Source organism: Niabella aurantiaca DSM 17617, from assembly GCF_000374125.1.
GTDB classification, from domain to species: Bacteria; Bacteroidota; Bacteroidia; order Chitinophagales; family Chitinophagaceae; genus Niabella; species Niabella aurantiaca.
In genome coordinates this window covers 1-25,888 of the sequence record NZ_KB893634.1, presented here as the reverse complement: position 1 = coordinate 25,888, position 25,888 = coordinate 1, and the positions used below count along the sequence as shown (strand labels likewise).

Sequence of the window (25,888 nt, the reverse complement as noted above, 5' to 3'; positions counted from 1 at the left end):
TTAAAGGAGACCTTTTTCAGTAGCTTTTTTTATCAGCGCTGCGGAATTATTGACCTCAAATTTTTGCATCAGGTTCCGGCGGTGGGTCTCCACTGTTTGCGGACTGATGAACAGTTGCTTTGCAATGGTGCTGGTAGTGGTTCCCTGGCTTACCAACAGGAGTATTTCCTTTTCACGCGTGGTAAGACGGGGGCGGTCCTTGTCGGCAGCAGCGGGGCTGAAGAGTATCTTCTGCAATTCGGATTGCAGGATGAACCGGTTTTTCATAACCTCGGCAATGGCCGTGATCAGATCCTGTTTGGAAGTGTTTTTTAGCAGGTAGCCGTCTGCTCCGTTCTCCAGCATTTCCTGGATTACGCTTCGCTCTGTATGATTGGTAAGGGCGACGATCTTTGTGCGCGGATATTGTCTTTTTACGATACGGCACATTTCCAGTCCCGACATTTCAGGCAGGCTGATGTCCAGCAGGAGCACATCGATTGCGGAGGCCTCTAAAAAAACCAGCGCTTCTTCGGCGGTTGCAAAAATACCTTTTAGTTCCAGCTCCTCGTTGTCGTGAAGGATGCTGTTCAGCCCTTCGGCAATGATGGAATGATCTTCCACCACGATTACGGATAATTTATGGGTTGCCATTGGTCTTCAGTTCTATGTTTATAATGGTTCCTTTAGCAGGCCCGGAATGGACGTCCATCCTGCCTTTCAGAAAGTCTACACGGCTACGGATATTATCCATACCGATCCCCCGGTGTTTGCCCGCTTCTGCCGTGTTCATTCCCCGGCCATTATCTTCTACGGTAATATAAAAAACATCTTCGTCCTGGCTGCATTGAAGAAAAGCTTCTGATGCACCGGAATGTTTCACGATATTGGACAATAGTTCCTGTATGATCCGGTAAATAATGATCTGTATCTGGCGGGGAAGGGTTTCGCTGATATTCATAAAGCTGAAATCGACGGTCAGCTGTTCGTTGGAAACGGACTGGCAGAGATCGGACAACGCGGTGCGCAGGCCGGAGCGCAGCAGGGCTTCAGGCATCATGTTCCGGGCAATGCGCCGCAGCTCTGTTACGGAATCGTCCAGCTGCATGATGACCCTGCCTATTTCAGTTGAAGAGTCCTCCTGCAACGCGTTGGTGAGATTTATCTTTACGCCTGCAAGCATACCGCCCAGCCCGTCGTGGAGATCGCGGGCCATGCGCGCCCGTTCCTTTTCCTCACCTTGCAGCAGGGCCTGCGTTAGGGCGATCTGCTGCCGCTGTTTGAGGGAGCGGACCTCCTGCTCGGCCCGGGCGCTCCGTATCCTGCTGAAGTAAAAGAAAAGCAGGGATGCCAGCAGCAACCCCCCGATGCAACCCCACATGATCATCCGCTGTACATTGGCCTTGTTGCTGATGGCTAACAGCTCGTTTTCCTTTTGGGCGTAGCTGTACTTCGTTTCCAGGGCGGCGATCTGGATCTTTGTCCGGGCCTCGTTCAGGCTGTCTGACAGAGCCGCATATTGAGTTAGCCAGCTGAAGGCGGCCGTCATATTTTTCAGGCTTGCTTCCGTCATGGCCAGGTCATGATAGATCTGTTTCCGGTCGAGGTCTGTGGTAATATAGCTATCCCGATACATTTTCAGCAAAACATCGCGAGCTGCCCGGATATTGCCTTCGTCTTGCAGCATCCGCGCTTTCTGGTAGAGGAGGGTACGCAGGTCGTTGCGGCTTTTTATTTTTTCGGCAACCGAAAGCCCGTTCTCAATACTTTGCGCAGCCCGTCCCGGCTGATGGGTATTGATATAGTATTGGGCTTCGGTAGTGTAATAGTAGGGTTCGTAAAGGGATCCGGGTTGGGTCTGTATGATGCTCAGGGCACTGTCCAGATGCGTCTTTGCTCCTGTGTTATCTCCCTTTTGCGAACAGATCTTGGCAAGGTTAATAAAATTATCGGCCTGCCGTAGGTCTTTGGGCTGGTTGCGCTGGAAGATGGCCACCGACTTACCGGCATATAAAATGGCCTTTTCATAGTTGCCGAAGTTTAAGAATGGCAGGGAAAGGTTGGTATATCCCTGTGCCACGGCCAGGCTGTCACCTGCCTTTGCCGCAAGGGGAATGGCGTGTAGTAACAGGACATCGGCAAATGTTTTGTTGTCACTTTTATATTGTGCCAGCACTCCCTTATTGGCCCAGGCACGGCTTTGATAGCGATAGGAGGCGGGGGTGGTATAGTTGCTTAAAAAAAGGAGGGCCCGGTCGAAATTTGCTTCGCTTCTGGAAGCGTCATAATCCATATACAGGCGTCCCAGGTAAAAGTGACCCACTCCCCGGTAGTAAGCGTGTTTCCCGGCTAACTGCAGCCCCTGTTGTATGAAATGAACGCCGTGCAGGGTGTCGGTGGTGGATAGCTCATCCCCCAGCAGGTACAGGATCGCCGCTTTTGCCGTATCTGTCTTTTGCATGCCCGATAACCGCAGCAGACTGTCTGCCACCGGGCCGTATTGGGCAAAAATCCCTCCGGGCAGCAATAGGGCAGCCATAAGCATGCAGCTTTTTCTGATGTATGTTTGGACCGCTGTCATTTTTTTATTCGTTCTATGCAGGCAGGGGGATCTCAGATTTCAATGCCTGATGGTGTCTCTTTAACCCACAAAAATCCGGTTTTCAGACCGGTCTGTCAATACCCGGATACCTGTATTTCGCCTACCGGTTTTCATGGATAAAAAAAATGAAGGTTTTTGCGGATTGTTTGTAACCGGTATTTGGATCACTTTAGCAGGGTCATTGTTGCCTAAAGCTAAAGGAAAATTTATGAAGAATTATCAAAAACTGTTACTGGCCGTTCTAACCTTATTCGTATGGGCACCCTCCTGCAAAAAAAGCGATGTTTCCAAAAAAGAAATATCGCTGTATGAGACGGATTTTAGTAACGATGATGGGAACTGGTCCATCGTCACTTCGGGGAATTATCCGGCCAGCATCCGGGATGGCTATTATCACATGGCGAACAACAGCAGCCAGGGGATCCATTTTTACTGGACCCGTGCCTTGTTTTCGGGCATTACCCATACCACTGCCATTGAAGCCAGTGTAAAAGTGTTTCCTGTCGGCGGAAGCGACTATGGCACGGGTGGACTTATGTGGAATGAGCGTCAGCAAAACAATACCCAGTTCTTTTTTGTGATCAGCTCCAGCGGGGAATTTGCCATATACGGATACCCGAATGCCGATGAGACCCTCGTAAAATATAAAGACTGGGCCCTGCACAGCAAGATCCGTAAGGATCAGTTTAACAAGCTCCGGGTAGAGCTGCGGCAGGAGACCTTGTATTTTTTTATCAACGATGCCGAGGTTTATAAGATGACGGCGGTGAATGACCGGTCGCTGGATCTGAGTGGGTTTGGGGTTGTGAGCGGGTCTTCCATGCAGGTAGATTACTTTAAAGCCGTGGAGCGCCCCTGATGCTCAATACCCGAATAGCGGGAATTTTTTTTCAGCCTGTTTCTTAAAACGAAACCGGATGAATTTAAGAAAGCTGAGCATTACGCAAAATGGTCTGGTCGCCATTAAATGATCCGTCATAGGCAGCGCCCTTATCACTGAAGGTGTTTGAATTTTTAAAAAACGGGCAGCATTTACCGCAGGAGTGTTTTGCTGAACTCCTGACCGGATGGGTGTTTCAGCAATTATTGGATGAAAAATATTTTCCCCAAACAGTTCCTGAAACAAGTTCGGGACGACCTGTCTTTATAAAAAGTAGGGTTTTGACAAAAGGCTTCAACGACTTACTTTAAAACAAGGATACAAATTAGTAGAAATGAAAAGAGCTTTGTTATTGGTGATGTTGCTCCTGGCCGGCATAGCCACCCGGGTAAGCGCACAGGGTCTTCAGAAAATGCAGCAGCGGCAGAAAGCCGCGATTCAATCAGCGTTCAAAAAGAAACAGGTTACACCCAAAGAGTATTACAAATTACAGGAAGAGCAGAAGGTGATCCGGAAAGCAATGGAGCGGGCAAAGGCCGACGACTATCTGAGTCCTAAGGAGCAAAATGATATCTATGGAAAGTTACAGCGGGCCGAAAAGCGGCTGCGCAAATATAAGACCAACCGGGAAGTGTATTAGCGGCCGGTCCCCGGACGGGACCACTAAAGTACTGTTCCGGATCTTCGGGATATAAAACCCCGGCGTTTCATTGCCTCAACGGCTTCCGCTTCAATTTGGCAAACAGATTTGCATAAAATGAATTAACTTCATTTCATGTTGGTGAAAATCAATGGCAGCGCTGTTTATGGAGTAGAAGCCATCCCCATCATTATAGAAGTGAACTGGATGTCCTCTGGTAAAGACCCTATGATTGTTGGCCTGCCGGATAGTGCGGTTAAAGAGAGCTGGCAGCGGGTGGAAAGCACCATCAAGACCAATGGTTTTGAAATGCCCCGGACCAAAGTTGTGGTGAACCTGGCGCCTGCTGATATAAAGAAGAGCGGAACTGCTTTTGATCTTCCGATTGCCATCGGGCTGCTGGCGGCAACTGAGCAATTAAAGAACCAGGCAGCGCTGGAAGGGTATGTGATCATGGGTGAACTGAGCCTGGACGGACAACTTCGTGCGGTTAAAGGTGCATTGCCGATCGCCATCCAGGCGCGCAAGCAGGGCTTTAAGGGATTGATCGTACCCCGCGTAAATGCCCGGGAGGCAGGTATGGTCAATAATCTTGAAGTATATGGTGCGGATCATATACAGGAGGTTGTTGATTTTTTTGAGAACGGGGAGCAGGGAATGACACCGGTGGTGGTCAATACCCGCGACGAATTTTTTGAGGCACAGTATGATTTTGATATTGACTTTTCGGATGTAAAGGGTCAGGAAAACATTAAGCGGGCGCTGGAAATTGCAGCAGCAGGCGGACACAATGCCCTACTGATCGGACCGCCCGGCGCCGGAAAGACCATGCTGGCCAAACGGCTGCCCACCATTCTGCCGCCCCTCACATTGCAGGAGGCGCTGGAAACGACCAAGATCCATTCGGTAGCGGGGAAATTGCCGGAGAACGCCACCCTGATCTCAAGAAGGCCATTCCGGTCGCCGCACCATACCATTTCCGATGTAGCCCTGGTAGGCGGGGGAAGTACGCCACAGCCGGGGGAGATTTCACTGGCCCACAACGGGGTTCTGTTCCTCGACGAACTTCCTGAATTTAAGCGGACGGTTCTGGAAGTCATGCGCCAGCCCATGGAAGAGCGGAGGGTAACCATATCCCGCGCTAAAATGGCGATCGATTTTCCCGCGAGCTTTATGCTGATCGCCTCTATGAACCCCTGTCCCTGCGGTTTTTACAACCATCCCGAGCGGGAGTGTACCTGCCCGCCGGGTGCGGTTCAGAAATACCTGAACAAGATCTCCGGACCTTTGCTGGACCGGATCGATCTTCATGTGGAGGTTACACCGGTGCGTTTCAGCGAGCTTTCGGCCGGGCACGCGGAAAAAAGCTCTGCCGGGATCCGGGAGGCAGTCATCCGCGCGCGGGAAACCCAGCTGGCCCGTTTTAAGGACGATGCCGGTATTTACTGCAACGCGCAAATGAGCAGCAGGCAGCTGAAGGAAATTTGCGTCATCGATCATGTGGGACAGGTACTGCTGAAAAAAGCAATGGAAAAGCTCAGCCTTTCCGCAAGGGCCTATGACCGTATCCTGAAGATGGCGCGGACCATCGCCGACATTGAGGATGCTCCTGTGATCCGCCCGGAATTTCTTGCGGAAGCGATCCAGTACCGCAGCCTTGACCGGGAGAGCTGGGCACGGTAGAGGATGTGCAATTAGAATGTAACCGGAACAATACGGAATGCGAAAGAAAGCATTTGGAAGGGTTGGTTTTTCGATGCGTGTATGATAAAGCGACAATACATAAATTATTTTGAGATCGTTAAGGAGCATACAACTGCTGATGCCTATCCGTTTACAATACCTGCCATCCGGTCGCTGAAAAAAGTGTTCCTGCATCCAAAGGTAACGTTCATCATCGGGGAAAACGGATCCGGCAAATCAACATTGCTGGAAGCGCTTGCGGTGCAATATGGATTCAATGCTGAAGGCGGCTCACGGAACTTTTCTTTTACCACCAGAAAAACCCATTCATCGTTGTCTGATTTTCTGCGGATCGGAAGAGGGATCATCAAACCACGGGACGGCTTTTTTTTCCGTGCCGAATCCTTTTACAATACAGCTTCGTATGTTGACGACCTGGAAACAGAAAAGCCGGGATTATTACAGCATTATGGCAACAAATCGCTGCACTCCCAATCCCATGGGGAATCCTTTTTTTCTTTATTTATGCACCGGTTTCATGGCCAGGGACTCTATATCCTGGATGAGCCGGAGGCAGCCCTTTCGCCGCAACGGCAGCTGGCATTTCTGGTGCGTATGCACGAGTTGGTCCGGGCAGAAAGCCAGTTGGTCATTGCCACACATGCCCCGATCATTCTTTCCTATCCAAATGCGAGGATCATCGATCTCTCCCTGCCCAAACCCGGGGTTGTTACGTTTAAAGAAACCGCATATTATACGATCTACAAAGCCTTTTTCAGCGATCCGGCCGGCATGCTGGCAAAATTGGGGATCGGCGGTGCATGAAAGATCCGGGATGCCGGTTCTACTGCCCGCCAGCTGACGGATCTTTTTCGTGGTGCAGGGCATTGCTGACTGCGTCGTTCCTGATGATCTGGGTGATCTTCTTTTGCAGGTCCCTGATTTTTTTGTACAAAACGATAATAGTGAGAAACAGGAAAAGGAAAGTGAAATAAAAGAGCAGGTCCACACCTCTGTTTACGCCAACCAGATGCGCGATTCCTGTTAACTCGTCCGGGAAGACAATGATAAAGACACAGGACAGGAATAAAAGAAGGATGAGTATCTTGTTTGGCTTGAAAATACTGGTGATGTATAAGGTCATCAGCGAAACGCAGATGATCAGTATGATCTGAATGCTGTTCATTATTTGAAAAGTTTATTGATGAGTATTTGACGCAGAATTTTAATGCTGTCGAGATTTTGTTGTCCTTTTTGTAGGGAATAATTTGTATAAGTGATCACCACAGGGAATTCATCGTATGTCAGTTTTTTGTCCCTGATCTGCATCAGGATCTCTGTGGCATGGGCCATTCCGTTTTCGTTCAGATGGATGGCTTCGATCGCCTTCCGGTTCATTACCCGGAATCCGTTGTGCGCGTCGGTAAGAAAAAGCCCGGAAAAAAAATAATTAACGATCCTTGCCATCTTTAGCAGCATCGTCCGGGTTCTGCTCATATTGAGCGCCTTGGTTCCCTGAAACCGGGAACCAAGTACAATATCCAGGTTCTTCGAAATAAGAAACTCGGTCATCGGCCTTATTTTTTCCGCGGGGTGCTGCCCGTCTGCATCAAACGTAACAAAATAGTCGCAGCCGGGAAGCCCTCTGGCAAAGTTGAGTCCAGTTTGAATGGCGGCTCCCTGACCGAGGTTTACCGCGTGGCGTAAATAATATACCGGCAGACCTATGATCATTTCTTTGGTGTTGTCTGACGATCCATCGTCTACAAGAACGATCGTATAACCATATGTAAGCAGATCATTCAGTGTTTCCTTTATCACTCCGGCCTCATTGTAAGTGGGGATGACCACGCATATGGAATTGCTGAAGCTCATGTACTATTAGTTTTATTTTATATACAAATATAAGCCGGTCATTCGGGTTTTCGCAAATGCGCAGGCAAAAGACTCGTCTGGCCCCGCAATGTAAAAAGATTTTTACGCGTGTTTTTCGTTTTTTGCAATAAATAAACTCCTTAACTTTATAGCAGAAGCCTTCAGTGCCCGGGCCTGTAAAAGCAGCTTTTGATTTTCATCAAAAGACTTCCGATCCGTTCTGGATTTTATAAAACCATACTTTTCCCAAAGCATTAAATGAAATGCGCTCTGCCTTTACCTGAAAATCTGGTGCAGTTTATTCCGGCCACACCCGGATCACCAAGAGCAAATTCCAGCGATTTGTACAGCATTATGCAATTTGGGTTAACTTTGCGCACCATGCTTTTCGGCTAGCGGACGTTTATGACCTGGTGTTGATTCCGCTGGGGCTGAAGAGAACAATAAAGCTTATGACCAAAATAATTGTAGCTCCCGTAAAAACGAAGAAACGAAAAAGCCTGCTTATTTCCGGCTTATTATTATTGATTTTATTGCTGCTCGCCTACGCCAACCATTTTGACAACGGTTTTCATTTTGACGACAGTCATACCATTCAGGAAAATTTGGCGATCCGCAATTTGAGTAATATTCCTGAGTTCTTTACCAATGCGGATCTGTTTAGTACCAGCCCTACGCACAGGGGATTACGACCCCTGGTAACAACCACACTGGCCATCGATTATTCGCTGGCCGGCGGGTTGAACCCGGTTGTATTTCAATGGTCTACATTCCTATGGCATATCGGTTTGTGCATCATGGTGTTTTTTATGTATCGGCAGCTGATCCGCAAAGCCATTCGTCCTGACTGGGCCCCGTTTATAGCGCTGGCAGGAGCGGGGTGGTTTGGCCTGCATACGGTGGTTGCGGAAACCATCAATTATATGATCTCGCGCTCGGATGTGCTTTCAACTTTTTTTATTGTGGCCTCCTTTCTGACGTATATTACATATCCGCAGAAGCGAAAATATGGGGTATATATCCTGCTGGCTGCGGCTGGGGTTTTTGCGAAGGAGACCGTCCCTGTATTGCCGATATTATTATTTTTCTACATCCTTCTTTTTGAAAAGGAGATCTCACTGTACGATGCCCTCAGAAAGCCGAATATAGGGAAAGTGGTCAACAGCATCCGGATGCTGCTGCCCCTGGTCGCAGTGGTTGCGGCGGTTCAGTTATATACCCTTTCAAAAATAACTCAAGTGTCGACATCTCATGGAATGTCAAATCCGCTGGGCTATAGCTGGCTCACACAAACCTATGTTTGGTTTCATTATTTCCGGTCGTTCTTTTTGCCCTTTGATCTGAGCGCTGATACAGATCTGGGGGTGATCAGCAACCCGCTTGACTTCCGGATCCTTATAGGCGTGTTGTTCGTTATTGCATTGGTGATTACGATTTTTAAGACCTCCCGTCGCCCTGCAACCCGGCCGGTAGCATTTGGGCTGATCTGGTTTGCGGCTTCACTGTTGCCGACATCGCTGGTACCCTTTGCCGAGGTTATGAATGACCACCGGATGTATTTTGCTTTTGTCGGATTGACCTTGAGTGTAGTGACGGCATTGAGCTTGTTCGTCACAAAACGCAAATCGGTTTTTCTCAGGCATAAAAATTATAGATACCTGGTGGCCGGGTTTCTGCTGATTATCCTGGCCAATGCATTTGGCGTATATAAGCGTAACCAGGTTTGGGATAATGAAGAGTCCTTGTGGAAGGACGTAACTGAAAAAAGCCCAAAGAACGGCAGGGGGTGGATGAACTATGGATTGACACTGATGGCAAAGGGTGATTACAAACAGGCGGTTGTCTTATTCAATAAGGCCAAAGAATTCAATTCAGGGTATAATCTTTTGTATATTAACCTGGGTATTGCCTATGGCGGACTGAGAGAGCACAGCAAGGCCGTAGAGAACTTTACTACGGCATTGGTATTGGCGCCGAATGATGATGAGAGTTACAGCTATTTTGCACGCTATTACCTGGAGCAGAACAAGTTTGAAGATGCAAAAAACCTGGCGGAAAAAGCCCTGGCAATCAACAGCAGGTCCTATATATCCTATAAAGTCTTAATGGGCGCCTGCCAGGCGTTGGGTATGTGGGACAAGTTAAAGCAAACCGCCGCTATCGTATTGCAGTTAAGCCCCGGTGATCCGGGAGCCCTGCAGTATTTACAGGCTGCCCGGCAACGAAAAGCGATAATACCACCGCCAAAAAATATTACCGATGCGGTTTCCGTAATTAATTACATCAATATCAGTCTGGAACAGTACAATGCAGGGAAGTATGAGGAGTGCATCCGAACCTGTGAACAGGTACTGTCTATAGCCCCGGATAACGCAGACGCATATAACAATATCTGTGCAGCCTACAACATGTTAAAAAAGTGGGATAAGGCCCGGGAAGCCTGCCAAAAAGCTTTGCAGCTGAACCCGAAACATCCGAATGCACCGGCCAATTTAAAATGGGCGATTGACCAGAAACGGTAAGTTAAATTTTATTATCATTCAGCCCCCTTGTATAGACCTTTGAGATCAGTTGCCCTATAGATTTACCCCATATAGACTGCAAAACCGTCAGTTCTTCCTGTTGGCGTTTTCCTATTTTGATCTGGTTGGTTGTTTCTGAATCTTCATGGATGCGATGCTTTACAAGTTTTTTCTCGATATAAATAAAAGCCCCTTTTTGTTTGGCAAGGGCCAGCCAGGCTACCCAGTCCAGCACACAGGTGTATCGGTTTGAGAATTGTATTTCCTGAATGCTCTGCCGGTCCAGGGTAACCGACGGACAACAAATAGAATTGCCAAGGGCCAATACCGCTTTTTTGACCCATTTATTCTGAATCGTATTTTTGATGCGAAATGGAAAAAGCAGAGCGTTTTTTACAAAAGCGTTAAGCGACCTTTTTCGTTCTGCTCCATTTACAAGATCCGTATAACCTGTAAATACCATTAATGGTTTTTTGTTTTGAGATTGGTTCAGCCTGGTAAGTACTTCTTTTGTAAAGTCTTTATCGTAGAGGTCGTCCTGGTGGGCAATGGTCACATACCGTGTAGTTGCCTTACTCATGGCAAAGTTCCAGTCGCCGGCAATAGAGCTGGTTTCATCGGAGATAAAATAAGGGATGTGGTGACGAGCTACAATATTTTTTATATGATCAGATGGGGTAGAAGTGGCGATAAGAATATTTGTCGGCCTGGTTTGCTGTAGCAAACTTTTTACGCAGTTCTCCAGATGTGGAGAGTCCTTATAAGCAGGTATCACGAATGTATGCGTTTTATCCGGCATGAAATAGGGGCATTAATGGTTAGGTACAAAATAAATGATTCCGGATGGCTTAAAGTACTATATCTATAATATAACCTCCTCCGGTTAAAGGAAAACAATATTCCATAAAATTCACCAGCTTCTCGGAAATCTTTACCAATTCCTTTTTTAAGCCACGTGAGTTCAGAATCATTTCGGTAAATCGTACGTGATACGGGATAATGTGCCAATGTCCGAACCCGGCATTCCGGCATAATGTATTCAGGGTTTTGTAAGAATACACTTGAAAATGATCTTTATGGGCGGATTCTCTTTTGATAAACGCAAGCCCGAGATTAAAAAAAGAAGTAGCATTGGGTGTTGAACATATAAGCCTTTTTCCCTGAAACATGCTTTTCATTTTTTTTAAGAACATGAGCGTGTCGGGTAAATGTTCGATAAGCTCACCTGCGATGATAACATCGATTTCCTGGTGGTTAAAATCCAGTTTTTCGAGATGATAAATGTCTCCTTTCAACATTTTGATATTTTCGGTATATAAAATCCCCTCCTCCGGCATCTGTGCGGAATTGTCCACACCGATATGCGTTTTACAGACTGCGGAAATCTCATCAAAAAGATAAAAGCCCGAGTCATTTTTTACCAGTGCAGTTTCGTCATAACATCCAAGATCGAGCACATTTCTGCCGGTGCATGCCTTTTTGAGATAATTGATCCGGTGAACGGGATTACCTACAGACAGTTTTTCCAAAGGAGTGTAACTAATACTGTTGCTCATAAGAATATTGGCTCGGTTTTTTTGCAGAAAATTTTATTCGGCATAAAAATAGTCAATTGAATGATTCATATAGCGGATGCTCCTGTTTTTTTGCTGCAAGCTATTGAAATGGCAGCTTTTAAACTGCCTGCGTTGCAGACCTACGAGCGCAAACTTTTGTTTCGTTTGTTTGTTGGAGTAAAGAAAAATTTCACGGTAAACAGGAAATTTTTATTTTGGCGTAAATTTTAGAATCCGTTATCACCTATGCGCATTCTCCTTCAATACATAAAACCTTATCGCTGGCTGGTAATGCTGGCGCTATTACTGGCAGCTGTAAACCAGGTTTTTTCGCTTTTTGCCCCGCTGATCAGCGGAAAGCTGCTCGATCTTTTTGCCACCCACCCGCATCATTTTGATCCGGCGAAAACCCTGCCGCGTACGGAGCACCAGTATCTTTTTGGCGCGAAGGGGCAGCACGGGCTTTTCTTCTTCCTTATGCTGCTCATTGGTACAGCAATGGTAAGCCGTATCGCCAAGGCGTTCCAGGACTATTTTGTAAATGTGATCATTCAGAAATTCGGGGCTACTATATTCACGGATGGCTTAAAACACTCCATGCGGCTTCCTTACCAGGATTTTGAAGACCAACGGAGCGGGGAAACGCTTTCGATCCTGACCAAAGTGCGGACCGATACGGAAAAATTCATTACCAGTTTTATCAATGTTTTTTTTGTCATTATTGTAAGCATCGTTTTTGTTTCTGTATATGCATTTCAGCTGCACTGGTCCATCATGCCGGTATATGCAATCGGAATTTTTGCCATTGCCTACGTAACCAGTCTGCTCAGCCGGCGCATCAAGGTGATCCAGAAAAATATTGTAAAAGAAACGACCGCGCTGGCCGGTACTACAACAGAAAGCCTGCGCAATATTGAGATCGTGAAAAGCCTTGGATTGACCGAGCAGGAGGTGCGGCGGCTTAATAACAATACCTTTAAGATACTCGGGCTGGAGCTGAAGAAAGTAAAGAGCATCCGGGCGCTGAGCTTTATACAGGGTACGATGGTGAATTTTCTGCAACAGGTGATTGCATTTACCTTGCTGTGGCTGATCTATAAGGATGCCATTTCCCCGGGACAATACCTTTCCCTGTCGTTTTATGGATTTTTTATTTTTGGCCCGATGCAGGAGATCGGGAACATCATCATTTCTTACCGTGAGGCCGAAGCTTCGCTGTATAATTTTCACAAACTCATGCAGCGGAAAGCGGAGCCCCGGCCGGTACAGCCCCGGCAGATCGGGATGATCGAAACGCTGGAATTTAACAACGTGGTATTCCGGCACCAGACAGCTCAGTTCAATGCGCTGAATGATATTTCCTTTGCCGTAACGAAGGGCGAAACGATCGCCTTTGTAGGCCCGAGCGGATCGGGGAAAAGTACGCTGGTGAAATTACTGGTAGGCCTGTACCGGCCGGCAAAAGGAACGATCTGTTACGATCATGTAAATGGGGATGCGATCGATTTTGACCAGCTGCGGGTGCAGATCGGTTTTGTAACGCAGGATACTCAGCTGTTTGCCGGAACCATCCGGGAAAACCTGTTGTTTGTAAACCCCCAGGCTACAGACAATGATCTGGCCGATGCCTTGGAAAAGGCCAGCTGTACCGGTCTGCTGGCCCGGGCGGAGAACGGACTGGATACAGTGATCGGCGAGGGCGGATTAAAACTCAGCGGCGGTGAAAAACAGCGCATTGCCATTGCAAGGGCGTTGCTGCGGCATCCGAACCTCCTGATCTTTGATGAGGCTACTTCAGCACTGGATTCGATCACGGAAGAAGAGATCACCAAAACCATAAAAGTTGTTTCTTCCAAAAAGAACCAGATAACGGTACTGATCGCTCACCGGCTAAGCACCATTTTGCATGCTGACAGGATCTATGTACTGGAAAAAGGAGAGATTGTTGAAACCGGAAACCACGAAGCATTGCTCGAACAGAAAGGACTCTACTATGCAATGTGGCGGCAGCAGATCGGTGAGCGCAAAAAGGAAGTGTATGAGCCGCTCCCGTCCTGACAGGTAAGTTGTTTAGTTTTTAATATACCCCGCGATGGGGCTGAGAGATCATATGACTGCTTTTGTTTTTCCTTTCCGGTCTTCGGAAGAAGAGATCATTGCAGGGCGATGGATGGTCTTTTTCAATTCGAGCGTGCCGGGTCAGCCTGTATGGCTCCAGATCGCCTGCATTGTTCTGCCGCACCCGCGAAAAATAGAAACACCCCGCTCAGGGCTTCAATAGTTCTGACGGATCTTCTGCACATAGCAAAATCACTTTTTCCCTTTCCCGGCTTTTCAGAAGCATTATTTTTTTGTGAAAAACAATTTCATAAAACGCTTATTATGAATATGTTGTAATAATTGTGAAAAAAAAATTATGAAAAAAAGTTAATATTTTTATAAAAGTTAATATATATTGCACCTACCAATGCGTTTTTTTCTGTTATGGGGTTAAAGATGTTAGGGGTTGTCATTTGTAAAAACATAACTGCGAAAAACTAACTTATTATAAAACAAGCTGTGATTATCTATGAGTTTTAAAATTCAGATTGTTGAGGAGGACAAGGTTTCATGGAATTTGCTGAAATTTAAAATAGAAAGTGTAACTGATAACCAATTGCAATTCCTGGATTATTGCTCCACTATGGAACAAGCCATCGGTGCGATCTTTTTGCACCGGCCGGATATCCTCATATTTGATCTTAAGTTATTAAAGAATAAGGAATTTGAAATAATAGAGAACCTTATAAAACAAAAAATATTCCGGGTTAAAATCATTGTTGCGGCGTCTCCCAATCAGCTGAGCCAGCTGCAGAGCATTATTGACATCGGCGTTACATCGCTGATCATGAAACCCATTAATTCCAATGATCTCCGGAAGTCCGTAAGCCGGGTCATTGGCCTTTTGTATGAAGAATCAAAAGACGCTATTGAAGATCATTTTATTACATTAAAAGCCAACCGGTCGCTGCTGTATGTGAACCAGCGGGATATTCTTTTTGTAGAATCCAACCGCAACATTTGTGAGATCACATTTAAAGACGGTACTCAGAAAACGGTTAATGAAAACATCACGTTCATTGATCAGCGCATTCATTTAAAAGAGCTTGTCCGGATTGATAAAAGCACCATCATTAACATTTCAAAGATCGTGTATCTTGATAGTGATGTGTTTAATAAAGAGTGCAAGTTAAAATTGACCAACGGGAATGAAATTAACAAATCCCTTAGCAAAATTGGCATGAGCCGTTTGTATAAAATTGTTTCGGATAAGCGCAAAAATGAAGGACGTATTGTTTTTTAAATGCGTTTCGTCCTTCAAAAATCACTTTATGTCCTTTGTTAGTAAAAGTAAAAACAGAACATCGTATTCTTGTGGCATAATAAAAAAATCAACCCTGCGTAAGCCGAAAAGCAGTTCTTAGAGTAGGCATTATTTAATCATTAACTAGTCAATAAAATTAAATTAAACTTTTATGAGACGTACATTCTTATCCGTCCTAGTTCTAGCTTCCCTGCTTACAGGTCTGGATTCTTGTAAGAAAGGAGACACCGGTCCTGCAGGTCCTGCGGGTCCTGACGGTGCTGCTGGTGCTGCGGGCGCTCAAGGTCCTCAAGGTGCAACCGGTGCTGATGGAACCCAAATTATTGCCGGTAACGGCGCTCCTGGCGCAAATGACGGTGCCGTGAACGATTTTTATTTCGACAAAACCGGTAAACTGCTGTATGGTCCGAAAACTAATTCAGGTTGGGGCACAGGTACTTCATTAGCTGGTGCTGCAGGCGCAACTGGTGCTACAGGTGCAACCGGCGCGAATGGGGCGAATGGTGCTACAGGTGCAACCGGCGCGAATGGGGCGAATGGCGCCACAGGTGCAACCGGCGCTACAGGTGCAACCGGCGCTGCAGGTGCTAACGGTACTAACTTCCTGGCTGGTCCTGGTAATCCTACGGCAGCCAATGGTCAGAATGGAGACTATTGGTTTAATACCACCGATTCCAAACTATTTGGTCCTAAAGCAGGAGGTGCATGGCCCGCAAATGGCATTGCCATCGGCGTAACAGCTACACCCCGTGTATTCTTCCTTGACATTTCACTGAATCAATTACAAGGTCCTAATGTAACGAAGCTGAACAGCCTTGGTACCTATCACGATACCGCGCTGATGGTGAATAAAGACATTAAGATCAACTCTTCCTACGAACTGAACCGCGTAGATGTAGAGCAGCGGATCGCTGAATACCCGGATTGGTACACCTTTAACGGTCGTGAGATCATGTTTATTGATGCGGCGTTGACATCTACCAACCAGCTCTACATGATTCCGACAAGCACAAATGACCTTTTTGGTATTATTCCTCTTGTGCCAAACGTTGTGGGACGTCAGTTCATCTATACAAAAGATCCTAAGAATGCTGCTTTCATGGCTGCTGTAAGAGCTGCCGGTGTAGCTGCAGGTGTTTCTGTAGGCGCCCAGGGCGGTGGAACCAACAATCCTCCTAACCCGCTTACCGGTGCATATGCGAATCCTGCGCCCTGGAATCCTTCAGGTCTTCCGGGTCAGCAAGCCACCGGTGGTGGTTTAAGATACGGTAAAAGCGCACCTCCAGTTGCTCCTGTTGGCGTGAGCCCGACCAATATCTACACGTTCTCTCAGGCCGACTACGACCGTCTGTCTGAAAATGCATCTTCATTCCCTGTTGGTAGCACCAATAACCCGCTTTGCTACTGGCAGTATGCAGAAGCAGGGCGTTCTCCAAGCGGTACTCAAACCGGATGGGCGATTGGCGACCTGGTTGATTTCTGGCCGATGTGGAAAAAAGCTCCTCAGGTGAATACAGGTACAGGTGAAGACTATGATCTGAAAAAGACCATTGACCTGGAAGCTGTTACTGAAAAAGGTTTGGGTGAGGCCTGGAAAGCTGCACGGAAAACAGGTTCTATCGATTTCCATTATATGTTTGGTACACCTAAAGGTTATGATGATGACGGTGGCCGTGCTTCTCAGTGGAGCCTGCGCGATATCATTAACACCGGTGAAGTTCCGGGTGGTCCTTTGGCAAAAACTTATCAAACAGGATCTATCCCTGGTACTCCCTGGCCTGGTGCAACCGAGCCTTTCCCTGGTGGAAGCCGTACGCTGAATCTTCAGAATTGGTACAATATCTGGTTTAGCCTTAACGATCGTGGTGCTACCGGCGCTCCGGGTAATTCTTCAGGTGACCAGGATGGAAGTGGTGCGGCAAATGATTACAGCCGCGAGAACGGAGCAAATGGAGATTCTTATGATCTGACTCCTCCTCCCTACCTCTTTGCGCCTTTCGTAGCCTACAATGGTACAGAGACCTTTACAGTAAATGATCCTAATTTTGGTACTTATGACGTTCCGGAACCAACAAACAGCTCATCATATCAGTACGATGGTATCTGGTTGTACAATGGTTACCTGAAGGTGAACTACCGTATTTATAACGGTGGTAAAATTACCCGCGCGGTAGTAGGTCCGTTCAACCCGAACTATCCTTACCTGGGTAACTACCAATACAGCTGGACTGGTCCTAAGGGTTATATCGCTCCTTATGGTGCAAACCCGACACACGGAAGCTACTTTGATGGTCCCTGGCCGAGCAATCAGAACTTTGCTTGCGAAGGATTCTACTTCAATGGTAAGTTCATTCCGAACGTGACCAAAAGAGAAGACGACGTGTTACTGAAATTAAAAATTCAGACCATTCCGTCTAACAATCCTGATGACGGGGCAATCATCCTGAAAGCTCAGGGTCAGAAAATAAAGTAAACAAACTACTTTATAGATAGTAAGAGGCTACCAACGGTAGCCTCTTTACTTTTTATTTTTTTACATATGAATCAAATAATCAGACAGTATTCCGGGCTGGTCTTTTTTGCCATTTTTTTTTATGCCTGCAACGGACATTCGGACCGGAGCGAAACAAAACCAACCGCCAAGGGAAAACTTCCGGATAGGAATAACATGATCCCGGATATTTTGAAGGACTCTGCAAATTTTACAACGCTCCGATGGGAAGACTCCACATACAGGGATCTTAAAGTCCTGAAAAGAGGCGATTCTGCAGCAATGGTCTACCGTTTTATCAATACGGGTAATAAGCCCCTGATTATATCGGACGTTAAGGCAGGTTGTGGCTGCACTACTCCCGAGTGGCCAAAAGAACCGGTTTTGCCGGGCAAAAAAGGCGTGATCAGGGCTGTGTTTTATACAAAGATGCAGGCGGCGGCCACACATGTAAAGCAGATTTTTGTAAATGCGAATACCTCGCCGCATACAGGTCATATACTCACTTTTAAAGCCGAGGTGATTGAATAGCATTGTCCGGGAATTTTATGTAATCGTTTCGTCGAAATGTCGAGTCAAAAGGTGAGGTATGGCTGACAAAACAGATGGAGTGGTTGAGAAACTTTCTATAGAAATGTTATAAAATTCCTCTCCTATCGTTTTTCTTTGCGCTTTGTTTTACCTTTGCAAAAAATTAAAGAGATATGAGAATAAAACTACTGTCCTCCGTTTGTCTGCTATTTGTATTGACGATTATTTCCTGCAAGGATGAGGATAAAAATCTGAAGGGTGAGACGCCCATCGAATCGATCGAGGATATACAAAGCCACTACAAGGCAAAGGATTCCACAATTGTTGAAGCCTATGTAAATGACAAATCCACTGTATCTGTTAAGGATATTGATTTAAAGGATACGACCTATTCCGCCCGGACGAAAGTGTTATATAAAGCGGTAACCGGAAGCGAGTCATTAGCAGTTGTGTATGGTTATAAAATCGATAACTCTCCGGGTATTGCCATTGTTCAAAGAGGAAACGCGAAACCGGTAAGATTGCCTGAGATTGAACATACGGGTGTCAAACAGGCAGTATACAGCAACGGCAGTATAAAGCTTACCCGTAATGGTAACTCAGTATTTTACGCGGAAGATTCAGGGTCTGATCAGTTTGTTGAAATTGAGTAGCAATGCTTTAGAGCATTAGTGTAGACATAGAAGATTTTTTTTGACGGAGAGAAATTGGGGCGATTGCCCCAATTTTGCTAAAGGTCAACTGTGAATGGGGTGTTATGCTATGCCGGCGGCGGAAAAGTGATATTCATCTATAAACGACGAACGATCTAAAGTACTGTTATTGTTGAGCCACCCAGAAAGGTAGTCCATCAATACGTGATGACTTGATCTCCTATTCGCATTTTCAGGGAGGCCCTTTGCAGCATCTCCCCTGTCTCGTTTTGATGAAAGGAATTTTATGAGAGGGCTGCTTGTTTTTGAGAAAGCCTTAAAACTCCGCCTGTGCAGAAATCTCCTACAACAGCTCTTTCAGCTGATCGATCGTATGGTCGATTTCCTCTTTTGTATTGTATTTGCTAAATGAAAAGCGAACGGGTACCAGGTCCGGTGCCGTACCGAGCGCGGCAATAACGTGTGAGCCCTGGCTGGCGCCACTGCTGCAGGCACTTCCGCCGGAAACGCAGATATTGTGAATGTCAAGATTGAACAACAGCATTTCGGACCGCTCAGTCTGGGGAAATGATGCGCTTAGAACGGTGTATAAACAACTGCCAAATGCATCGCCGTTAAAGGTTACTTCCGGGATCTTCTTCTGCAATTGTTCCGCCATATACTGCTTCAGCTCCCGGATGTAGGCTGCTTCTTCTTCATAGCGGCTCATGGCCAGCTCCAGGGCCCTGGCAAAGCCAACAATGCCATAGACGTTTTCTGTTCCGGCGCGCATATTTCGTTCCTGTCCGCCACCAAATATGAATGGCTTAATCTGAAGGTTGGCGTTTACATATAGAATGCCCGAGCCCTTTGGCCCGTGAAATTTATGGCCGGATGCGGAGATGAAATCAATATCGATGCGTTGCAGGTCGATAGGATAGTGGCCTACGGTTTGTACGCAGTCTGAATGAAAAATGGCTCCGTATTTCCTGCACAGGGAGCTTACGGCGTTAATGGCCAGCAGGTTTCCTATTTCGTTGTTGGCATGCATCAGGGTTACCAGGCACCTGCGTTCCTGCGCTGCCAGCTGCTGTTCCAGGTCCTTCAGGTCCACGTGGCCATTGGGCAGCAGGTGCACAAGGCTGTGGGTGACCGTATTCCCGTCGCTATAGTGCTCTACTGTATGCAGCACCGCATGATGTTCAATACCCGAGGTAATGATATGTGTGCAACCCAGGTCCCGGATCGCGGCGTTAATGGCTGTATTGTTGCTTTCTGTGCCGCCCGAGGTGAAGAAGATCTCGCCCGGTTTTACATTTAGATGACGGGCTACTGTTTTCCGGGCTGTCTCCACCGCAAGCCTTGTTTCCCGCCCGTAAGAATAAACTGAAGATGGGTTCCCAAAGCCCGTGGTCATATAGGGTAACATCGCATCCAGCACTTCCTTGTCGAGGCAAGTCGTAGCGGCATTGTCTAAATATATCTTTTTCATGAATGTTCCTTCCTTCTAACCGGTAACGCTCTTTCCGGGAAAAACGATCTGCAAAGTTAAGAAAGCTAAGGCATATATATTTTGTAGACTACGGGAAAGGCAATCGGTAACAGGCCATGGAGCATCAAGCATAAAACCGGATCAAACCGGTATCAATAAACCTCCGGGTACGATGCGAAATCTAACGGTTCCTGATTGGCTCCTGTTGATTGAACTTTCAACCTGAAACAAATGCAGGAACGCCCTTTAGTATCTCTTATCCAAGGTCTACATACTCTCCTTTATATCCTGCATCAGTTTCTGCGCAATATTCCTGGCTTTCAGTTCAAAATCACTTTCTGAGTAAATGCGGATAATAGGCTCTGTATTCGACATTCTCAAATGCACCCAGTCATCATCAAACTCAATCTTAAGACCGTCTTCGTCATTCAGCGGTAATTTGCTGTATTTCTCCTTGATCCGGGCAAAGATGGACGGCAGGTCGGTATTCTTATCCAGCTCAATTTTATTTTTGCTTATAAAGTAATCCGGGTACATACCCCTGAGCGATTTAATGCTTCCCTTTTGGTTGGCCAGGTGGCTCAGGAACAGTGCGATGCCGATAAGGGCATCACGTCCGTAATGAAAATCGGGTACAATGATCCCGCCATTGCCCTCTCCTCCGATAACCGCATCCACGGCCTTCATTTTGGTAACAACATTTACTTCTCCCACGGCCGACGGATAATAGGCTCCCCCGTGCCTGAGGGTGATCTCTTTCAGCGCTTTGGTACTGCTCATATTGCTTACGGTATTGCCCGGACGTTTTGAAAGGATATAGTCCGCTACAGCCACCAGCGTATATTCCTCTCCAAACATGCTTCCGTCCTCGTTAACAAAGCAAAGACGGTCTACATCCGGATCCACAGCAATACCAAGGTGTGCTTTTTCTTTTACTACCACGCTGGACAATTCCGTTAAATGATCCGGAAGCGGTTCAGGGTTGTGGGCAAAGTTACCGGTTACATCACTGTTCAGAACGATCACTTCCGCTACCCCCAGGGCCTTTAGTAAAGCCGGAACAAAAACAGCACCCGTAGAATTAATGGCGTCTACCACCACCTTGAAATTTTTCTTTGCGATGGCCTCTTTTTGAACCAGCGGATAGGCCAGGATGGCATCAATATGCTTTTGCATATACGTGTCGTTCTGTTCTGTGATGCCCAGTTTGTCAACCGTTGCAAACTCAAAATGTTCTGCTTCGGCGATGTCCAGGAGCTCCCTGCCCAGGTCGGCTGAAATAAATTCTCCGTCCTTATTCAGCAACTTAAGCGCATTCCATTCCTTGGGGTTGTGACTTGCCGTAAGAATAATGCCTCCGTCGGCTTTTTCCATCGGTACTGCTATTTCCACCGTTGGGGTAGTACTGGGCCCCAGGTCCACCACATCGATCCCCAGCGCGCTGAGGGTTGCTGTAACCAGGTTACTGATCAACGGCCCGCTGATACGCCCGTCGCGCCCTACCACTACTTTTATTTTTCGGGATGCTGAAGCCGATTTTTTGAGGATGGTTCCATAAGCTGCAGTAAACTTAACCACGTCTACCGGGGAAAGGGTTTCTCCCGTTTTTCCACCGATCGTTCCGCGGATCCCGGATATACTTTTTATAAGAGACACAGTATGTTATTTTAATTTTTAGAATAAAAGCCCTGTAATTGACCACCAAAAGCTTATTGCGGTTGCAAAAGTACACTCCTTAAGCGACATTATTTTAGTTATAACATTACTTTTATTGAAAAGACGCAAATACGGTTTCCCCGAATGCGGTAACCGGTTATGTGGAAGCTAAAACGGGATCTTCAGGCATAAAAACGCTGGTAAAGCATGCAAAAAACAGCAGGGTACTACGGCTCTCTTTTGTTATTAAGCAGCAGGTATTGAGCCGTTTGGTAATAGGCATCTGTGAGGGCGCTCATTCTTTTTTGCACGGAATCCAGCACCGCAGGGGAATAGAAAGCAGAAGTATCGATCGGTGCCAGGTCCTCTTCTGCAAAATCAAGGCTTTTGACGTAATAGAACTGGTCCGTAACAATGCCGATCTTGCCGGCCGTATTGGTAATGAATGCGAGGTTTCCCTTTTTTCCGGGCGCAAGAAGATCGCGGCCCAGTGTGAAATTGTCGTAAGGGCGCTGGAGCAGACCGGCAATGGTAGGCAGTACATCGATCTGCGAAACCGTTTCTTTTCTTAACTGGGGTGCTACGAGGTAGGGCGCGTAAATCAGGAACGGAACGTGCTCGTCCGAAAGGCGGAGGGTGGTCCAGATCGCTGGATAAACGCTGGTGGCATTGCCGGCCACCCCATGATCACCGATAAAGACAAAGATCGTATTGTGAAAATAGTCTTCCCGCACAGCGGCCTCCATAAACTTTTGAATGGAATAGTCTGCATAGCGGAAGGTATTGTATTCTTCCAGTGACTCAAATCCGTTCTCCTGCAGCATTTCTTTGGGAACTTCTTTCTTATGAAAGTCGCTGTCCGTTTCCGGTATGGTATAAGGCCGGTGATTGTCGGAAGTTTGTATGATCGCGAAAAAAGGCTGTTGCTCTGTTTTAAAAATATCGTTCGCCGCCAGGAAAAGATCCTTGTCGCTGACGCCCCAGACATTGATCCGCGGGGCATTGATCGTTTGCTCGGTATGTAGCTGGAGGCTGTCGATGTTCCTGAGCAGGCCCTCAAAATTGTTGAATCCCGGATCCCCGCCGAGGAAATAGTGTTTCGAATAATCCGTAAAATTATTGATGATGGTATTCTGGTCAATGGCCTCGGGGTTGCGTGTAGAAAATTTGAATAGCTGAACATCCGGCGTGCCGGTTAAAATGGCAAAAAGCCCCCTGGCGGTGGAAAAATGCGGCGTAAAACAACGCTCAAAAAAGACGCCTTGCCTGCTCAGCGAATCGAAGTAGGGGGAGGCATTCAGGAGGTTGCCGCTCATGCTGCTTTTGTACATGCTGTACGACTCGCAGATCACCAGCACTACATTGGGCTTGCTTTCCAGGGCTGCACTGTGGGGGGCAACGGTGCGTTTAAATCCAAAGGAGGCCCTGGGTGGAAACTGTAAGAACTCTGCCATAATGGGAAAGGCTTCCCGGGCGCCTTTTTCGTTGATCACCGGTTTGCGGAACCGCATAGTGGAAAAAAAATTCTGAAGCGGATTCAGCGCGAGGTAGGTTTTAAAACTGTCTTTGAGCGCAAAGGAATCCTTCCATTTCAGCGGTGCGTCATCGATCTTGCCATAAATGAAAAGGCCCAGCAGAAGAGCCGTAATTACAAACGGCATTCTGCGATGCATAATGGCCTTTCCATCTGTGAGGTTGATGACCTGCCAGTGGCTTTTATTCAGGGCCCATTTAAAACAAACAACAGCGGCAGCCAGTCCCACCAGGATCCAGATCAGCGGATAGGTTTGCCAGATCATGTTGAGCGAAATGCCCGGATCTTCCACAAAATTCATAGCGCCGGCATCCAGCCGGGTCCGGTTATAGGAAAAGCTCACCATATCTGCAATAAAGAACAGGAACAACAGGAAGGTGATCGCCGCCAGGTACCAGGTCCAGATGCGTTTATTGCGGGCAGAATAAAAGGGGGAGAAGGTCCGTTGATAGCTGAATAACACGATGGGCAGCAGAAAAATAGCGATCCAGCGAAGATCGTATTGGATCCCCAGCACAATTGAAGGAACACAGTCGCTAAAAGAGATGCCGGGTGGTTTGAATGCAAAAAAGGTGATCAGCCGGAAGCTGAAAAATAAGACAAAGAGTACCAGTCCCGTGTTGATCACCCACAGGATCGTTTTCGGTATTTTCAGCCTTGATAACATAAAGTGTAAAAATAAACAAAAGCGGGTTACGGTTTGTAGAAGCTTTGAACCCGGGACAGGTAGCTTTATTACGGGATGCCGGATAAAACAATCAGATACGTTAAAAAAATGATCCAAACTCCCTTTATAAAAAAATACCTTGGGGTAAGGAACACTGCTGCCCTGCAAATGCTGGAGAAATATAAAAACAATCATTGTTGTCCGACTAAAATCGGGTTAAAATTGCTGTAACTCTTTACAGTAAAGCGTTACAGGGTAAAAACTAATATTTCAATTTCAGGGGAGTACCCCTTTGTTTTTTTATGTCTGAAAGGCAAACGGCGATCCATTTGCTTTCTTCCATGCCTTATAGCAATCTTTGATAAACTCAAGAAGTGATACATAGCTCATTAAATGCAGCCGGATAACGGTAATCATATTGGCGAACGACTTTTTAGTGGCTGCTTTTTTTCTGATCACTACCATCAGCAACTGAGCGATCAATACGCAATACACCTGGGTTTTAATGGCGTTCACGCTATTACCCCAAAAATATCGCAACGGGAAATTTTGCTTTATCTGCTTGAATAGTAATTCGATCATCCACCGGTTTTTATAAATAGTGGCTACCTGGTTCGCCGGTAAGCTAAAATTGTTGGTGATAAATACATATACCTTTCCATCCTTGCTTTTGTAGGCAATACGGCGAAGTTTTAAGCGCTCCTGTTCAATGCCATTCTGTTTTACCCCAACCGTTATGTATTGTTCTTTGAGCACACCAGCCACGTTTTTCTTCTTCGTTCTGTCAACCAATACTTTTGTAACATGAAATACCGCATTGTCCTTCATTCGGGTCACAAACCATATCTTTTGTACTGTCCATTTTGAAAACTGCTGATAGACATTGTAGGCCTTATCAAAGACCAGCCAACTATTTGCAGGCAAATCCAATTGGTACAGGAACTTACGGTCATGCTCACGTGCAGCGGTCATGCGTACAAATTCTGCCACTCCACTGAATGCATCCATCAGCGTATGTACTTTAATGCCTCCCTTTTTGCGACTGCCTTCTTTAGGATTACGTCCTACTCCACGAAGCAGCTCGCTGAACAATTGGATGGTACTACTGTCTATGATCTTTAAATTTCTGATGCTCAACCCTCTTTAACCGGCTGTCCGAGATAAAACTGTGATATTGCCCTAACAGTTCTGTATAAATCATTTCGAATACCAGGAAACTTCTTTTGGTATTGGCATCTGAAAGTGTACTGCGGGCTGGGGCTTTATCAAATCCCAGATGAACAAGCCGGCCTTCGCACGCTAAAAGCCCCTCACATAGCTCACGCAGGCCATTACAATAACTAAATACCCCGTACAAAAGGCTCACCAGATGTACCCGTAATGGTAGCTTTTTATAATACCGGTTTGCATGATACTTCTTATTAACCTTGTTTATCAAAGAACTCCTTATCAAATTTAATAGCTGTGATAATACCGGCTGTCCGGTAAACTTTTTATCTTTATCTATCATTAGAAGCCATCTCAAAAGTATTTTTTCATAATGATCATAATGCAAGCTATTTGAACAAAGGCCAGGAAGTTGGTATCATGATATTCGTAACGCACATAACATCTTCGATAATTGTGAATCCAGGCAAACAATCTCTCCACTTTCCAGCGATTTCGATAGCGCCGCAAGGGTCGTCCGTCCTGGGTGGGTTTGGCCTTTCTGTTAGAACGATGTGGCGCGATCAGTTCCACCTGCTGTTTTCTAAGCTCTTTGTCAGCCTTATCACTATCATAGG

The 25,888-nt window shown here is 46.5% G+C and carries 23 protein-coding genes; 11 read left to right on the top strand and 12 right to left on the bottom strand.

Annotated features, from left to right (window positions below; all coding sequences use genetic code 11):
* Both B160_RS0112930 and B160_RS0112925 read right to left on the bottom strand, forming a co-directional pair.
* Window positions 1–633 carry a response regulator gene (locus tag B160_RS0112930; RefSeq protein WP_018628343.1) on the bottom strand — a complete coding sequence of 211 codons (633 nt, stop codon included), beginning with the start codon at window positions 631–633 and terminating at the stop codon, window positions 1–3.
* A complete protein-coding gene (locus B160_RS0112925) occupies window positions 620–2,518 on the bottom strand; it encodes a tetratricopeptide repeat-containing sensor histidine kinase (RefSeq protein ID WP_169540055.1) in 1,899 nt (632 codons plus the stop codon). Before B160_RS0112925 ends, B160_RS0112930 begins: the two co-directional genes overlap by 14 nt.
* Window positions 2,519–2,789: 271 nt before the next feature.
* Between B160_RS0112925 and B160_RS0112920 the strand changes: the two genes are divergently transcribed.
* The 4 genes from B160_RS0112920 to B160_RS0112900 all read left to right on the top strand — a co-directional run bounded on the left by B160_RS0112920 (window position 2,790) and on the right by B160_RS0112900 (window position 6,609).
* Window positions 2,790–3,440, top strand: a complete 651-nt coding sequence (locus B160_RS0112920) for a hypothetical protein (RefSeq protein WP_157558047.1) — start codon at window positions 2,790–2,792, stop codon at window positions 3,438–3,440.
* A 355-nt stretch (window positions 3,441–3,795) separates the two neighbouring features.
* A complete protein-coding gene (locus B160_RS29045) occupies window positions 3,796–4,101 on the top strand; it encodes a hypothetical protein (RefSeq protein WP_018628339.1) in 306 nt (101 codons plus the stop codon).
* Between the two features lie 135 nt (window positions 4,102–4,236).
* The gene (locus B160_RS0112905) at window positions 4,237–5,784 is read left to right on the top strand and encodes a YifB family Mg chelatase-like AAA ATPase (protein ID WP_018628338.1); all 1,548 of its coding nucleotides are present in this window, start codon (window positions 4,237–4,239) and stop codon (window positions 5,782–5,784) included.
* Window positions 5,785–5,865: 81 nt separating this feature from the next.
* Complete coding sequence (locus B160_RS0112900; protein ID WP_018628337.1) at window positions 5,866–6,609, top strand: AAA family ATPase; 744 nt, start codon at window positions 5,866–5,868, stop codon at window positions 6,607–6,609.
* 19 nt (window positions 6,610–6,628) lie between these two features.
* Here B160_RS0112900 and B160_RS0112895 read toward each other — a convergent pair whose 3' ends face one another.
* Together B160_RS0112895 and B160_RS0112890 are read right to left on the bottom strand one after the other, a co-directional pair.
* A complete protein-coding gene (locus tag B160_RS0112895) occupies window positions 6,629–6,970 on the bottom strand; it encodes a DUF2304 domain-containing protein (protein WP_018628336.1) in 342 nt (113 codons plus the stop codon).
* A complete protein-coding gene (locus B160_RS0112890; protein WP_018628335.1) occupies window positions 6,970–7,659 on the bottom strand; it encodes a glycosyltransferase family 2 protein in 690 nt (229 codons plus the stop codon). Before B160_RS0112890 ends, B160_RS0112895 begins: the two co-directional genes overlap by 1 nt.
* A 452-nt stretch (window positions 7,660–8,111) precedes the next feature.
* On the opposite strand from B160_RS0112890, the gene B160_RS0112875 reads away from it, so the two are divergent.
* Window positions 8,112–10,181, top strand: coding sequence for a tetratricopeptide repeat protein (locus B160_RS0112875; protein WP_018628332.1), 2,070 nt, complete (start codon window positions 8,112–8,114; stop codon window positions 10,179–10,181).
* A 1-nt stretch (window position 10,182) separates the two neighbouring features.
* Here the strand turns inward: B160_RS0112875 and B160_RS0112870 are convergent, their stop codons facing one another.
* Together B160_RS0112870 and B160_RS0112865 are read right to left on the bottom strand one after the other, a co-directional pair.
* Entirely contained in the window at window positions 10,183–10,980 is a 798-nt protein-coding gene (locus B160_RS0112870) for a glycosyltransferase family 2 protein (RefSeq protein WP_018628331.1), read from the bottom strand.
* Between the two features lie 49 nt (window positions 10,981–11,029).
* Window positions 11,030–11,737 (bottom strand): methyltransferase domain-containing protein, encoded by a 708-nt coding sequence (locus B160_RS0112865; RefSeq protein ID WP_018628330.1) that lies wholly within the window; start codon window positions 11,735–11,737, stop codon window positions 11,030–11,032.
* 246 nt (window positions 11,738–11,983) lie between these two features.
* Between B160_RS0112865 and B160_RS0112855 the strand changes: the two genes are divergently transcribed.
* The 6 genes from B160_RS0112855 to B160_RS0112835 all read left to right on the top strand — a co-directional run bounded on the left by B160_RS0112855 (window position 11,984) and on the right by B160_RS0112835 (window position 18,776).
* Window positions 11,984–13,795, top strand: a complete 1,812-nt coding sequence (locus tag B160_RS0112855) for an ABC transporter ATP-binding protein (RefSeq protein ID WP_040679842.1) — start codon at window positions 11,984–11,986, stop codon at window positions 13,793–13,795.
* Between the two features lie 34 nt (window positions 13,796–13,829).
* A complete protein-coding gene (locus tag B160_RS31665; protein ID WP_157558046.1) occupies window positions 13,830–14,018 on the top strand; it encodes a hypothetical protein in 189 nt (62 codons plus the stop codon).
* A gap of 288 nt (window positions 14,019–14,306) precedes the next feature.
* Window positions 14,307–15,080 carry a LytR/AlgR family response regulator transcription factor gene (locus tag B160_RS0112850; protein WP_018628326.1) on the top strand — a complete coding sequence of 258 codons (774 nt, stop codon included), beginning with the start codon at window positions 14,307–14,309 and terminating at the stop codon, window positions 15,078–15,080.
* 172 nt (window positions 15,081–15,252) lie between these two features.
* Window positions 15,253–17,574, top strand: coding sequence for a hypothetical protein (locus tag B160_RS32395; RefSeq protein ID WP_018628325.1), 2,322 nt, complete (start codon window positions 15,253–15,255; stop codon window positions 17,572–17,574).
* Window positions 17,575–17,640: 66 nt separating this feature from the next.
* Entirely contained in the window at window positions 17,641–18,123 is a 483-nt protein-coding gene (locus B160_RS30650) for a DUF1573 domain-containing protein (protein ID WP_018628324.1), read from the top strand.
* Window positions 18,124–18,296: 173 nt separating this feature from the next.
* Complete coding sequence (locus tag B160_RS0112835; protein ID WP_157558045.1) at window positions 18,297–18,776, top strand: hypothetical protein; 480 nt, start codon at window positions 18,297–18,299, stop codon at window positions 18,774–18,776.
* 343 nt (window positions 18,777–19,119) lie between these two features.
* Here B160_RS0112835 and B160_RS0112830 read toward each other — a convergent pair whose 3' ends face one another.
* The 6 genes from B160_RS0112830 to B160_RS0112805 form a co-directional block, all read right to left on the bottom strand.
* Complete coding sequence (locus tag B160_RS0112830) at window positions 19,120–20,247, bottom strand: cysteine desulfurase family protein (RefSeq protein ID WP_018628322.1); 1,128 nt, start codon at window positions 20,245–20,247, stop codon at window positions 19,120–19,122.
* A gap of 267 nt (window positions 20,248–20,514) precedes the next feature.
* Window positions 20,515–21,903, bottom strand: a complete 1,389-nt coding sequence (gene glmM / locus B160_RS0112825) for a phosphoglucosamine mutase (protein ID WP_018628321.1) — start codon at window positions 21,901–21,903, stop codon at window positions 20,515–20,517.
* A gap of 227 nt (window positions 21,904–22,130) precedes the next feature.
* Complete coding sequence (locus B160_RS0112820; RefSeq protein ID WP_169540051.1) at window positions 22,131–24,104, bottom strand: LTA synthase family protein; 1,974 nt, start codon at window positions 24,102–24,104, stop codon at window positions 22,131–22,133.
* A 300-nt stretch (window positions 24,105–24,404) separates the two neighbouring features.
* A complete protein-coding gene (locus B160_RS30645; protein WP_083927703.1) occupies window positions 24,405–25,241 on the bottom strand; it encodes an IS4 family transposase in 837 nt (278 codons plus the stop codon).
* Window positions 25,207–25,614: a DUF4372 domain-containing protein gene (locus B160_RS32545; protein ID WP_051107167.1), complete on the bottom strand. Its 408-nt coding sequence runs from the start codon at window positions 25,612–25,614 to the stop codon at window positions 25,207–25,209. The genes B160_RS30645 and B160_RS32545 overlap by 35 nt, the downstream gene beginning before the upstream one ends.
* Window positions 25,615–25,625: 11 nt before the next feature.
* A partial coding sequence (locus B160_RS0112805) for a transposase (protein WP_018627784.1) occupies window positions 25,626–25,888 on the bottom strand: 263 nt, incomplete at its 5' end.

What these genes read in the sequence shown, in the direction of transcription:
- B160_RS0112930 (WP_018628343.1), bottom strand. Translation starts at nt 633, where the DNA reads ATGGCAACCCATAAATTATCCGTAATCGTGGTGGAAGATCATTCCATC.
- B160_RS0112925 (WP_169540055.1), bottom strand. Translation starts at nt 2,518, where the DNA reads ATGGCTGCCCTATTGCTGCCCGGAGGGATTTTTGCCCAATACGGCCCG.
- B160_RS0112920 (WP_157558047.1), top strand. Translation starts at nt 2,790, where the DNA reads ATGAAGAATTATCAAAAACTGTTACTGGCCGTTCTAACCTTATTCGTA.
- B160_RS29045 (WP_018628339.1), top strand. Translation starts at nt 3,796, where the DNA reads ATGAAAAGAGCTTTGTTATTGGTGATGTTGCTCCTGGCCGGCATAGCC.
- B160_RS0112905 (WP_018628338.1), top strand. Translation starts at nt 4,237, where the DNA reads ATGTTGGTGAAAATCAATGGCAGCGCTGTTTATGGAGTAGAAGCCATC.
- B160_RS0112900 (WP_018628337.1), top strand. Translation starts at nt 5,866, where the DNA reads ATGATAAAGCGACAATACATAAATTATTTTGAGATCGTTAAGGAGCAT.
- B160_RS0112895 (WP_018628336.1), bottom strand. Translation starts at nt 6,970, where the DNA reads ATGAACAGCATTCAGATCATACTGATCATCTGCGTTTCGCTGATGACC.
- B160_RS0112890 (WP_018628335.1), bottom strand. Translation starts at nt 7,659, where the DNA reads ATGAGCTTCAGCAATTCCATATGCGTGGTCATCCCCACTTACAATGAG.
- B160_RS0112875 (WP_018628332.1), top strand. Translation starts at nt 8,112, where the DNA reads ATGACCAAAATAATTGTAGCTCCCGTAAAAACGAAGAAACGAAAAAGC.
- B160_RS0112870 (WP_018628331.1), bottom strand. Translation starts at nt 10,980, where the DNA reads ATGCCGGATAAAACGCATACATTCGTGATACCTGCTTATAAGGACTCT.
- B160_RS0112865 (WP_018628330.1), bottom strand. Translation starts at nt 11,737, where the DNA reads ATGAGCAACAGTATTAGTTACACTCCTTTGGAAAAACTGTCTGTAGGT.
- B160_RS0112855 (WP_040679842.1), top strand. Translation starts at nt 11,984, where the DNA reads ATGCGCATTCTCCTTCAATACATAAAACCTTATCGCTGGCTGGTAATG.
- B160_RS31665 (WP_157558046.1), top strand. Translation starts at nt 13,830, where the DNA reads ATGGGGCTGAGAGATCATATGACTGCTTTTGTTTTTCCTTTCCGGTCT.
- B160_RS0112850 (WP_018628326.1), top strand. Translation starts at nt 14,307, where the DNA reads ATGAGTTTTAAAATTCAGATTGTTGAGGAGGACAAGGTTTCATGGAAT.
- B160_RS32395 (WP_018628325.1), top strand. Translation starts at nt 15,253, where the DNA reads ATGAGACGTACATTCTTATCCGTCCTAGTTCTAGCTTCCCTGCTTACA.
- B160_RS30650 (WP_018628324.1), top strand. Translation starts at nt 17,641, where the DNA reads ATGAATCAAATAATCAGACAGTATTCCGGGCTGGTCTTTTTTGCCATT.
- B160_RS0112835 (WP_157558045.1), top strand. Translation starts at nt 18,297, where the DNA reads ATGAGAATAAAACTACTGTCCTCCGTTTGTCTGCTATTTGTATTGACG.
- B160_RS0112830 (WP_018628322.1), bottom strand. Translation starts at nt 20,247, where the DNA reads ATGAAAAAGATATATTTAGACAATGCCGCTACGACTTGCCTCGACAAG.
- B160_RS0112820 (WP_169540051.1), bottom strand. Translation starts at nt 24,104, where the DNA reads ATGTTATCAAGGCTGAAAATACCGAAAACGATCCTGTGGGTGATCAAC.
- B160_RS32545 (WP_051107167.1), bottom strand. Translation starts at nt 25,614, where the DNA reads ATGATAGATAAAGATAAAAAGTTTACCGGACAGCCGGTATTATCACAG.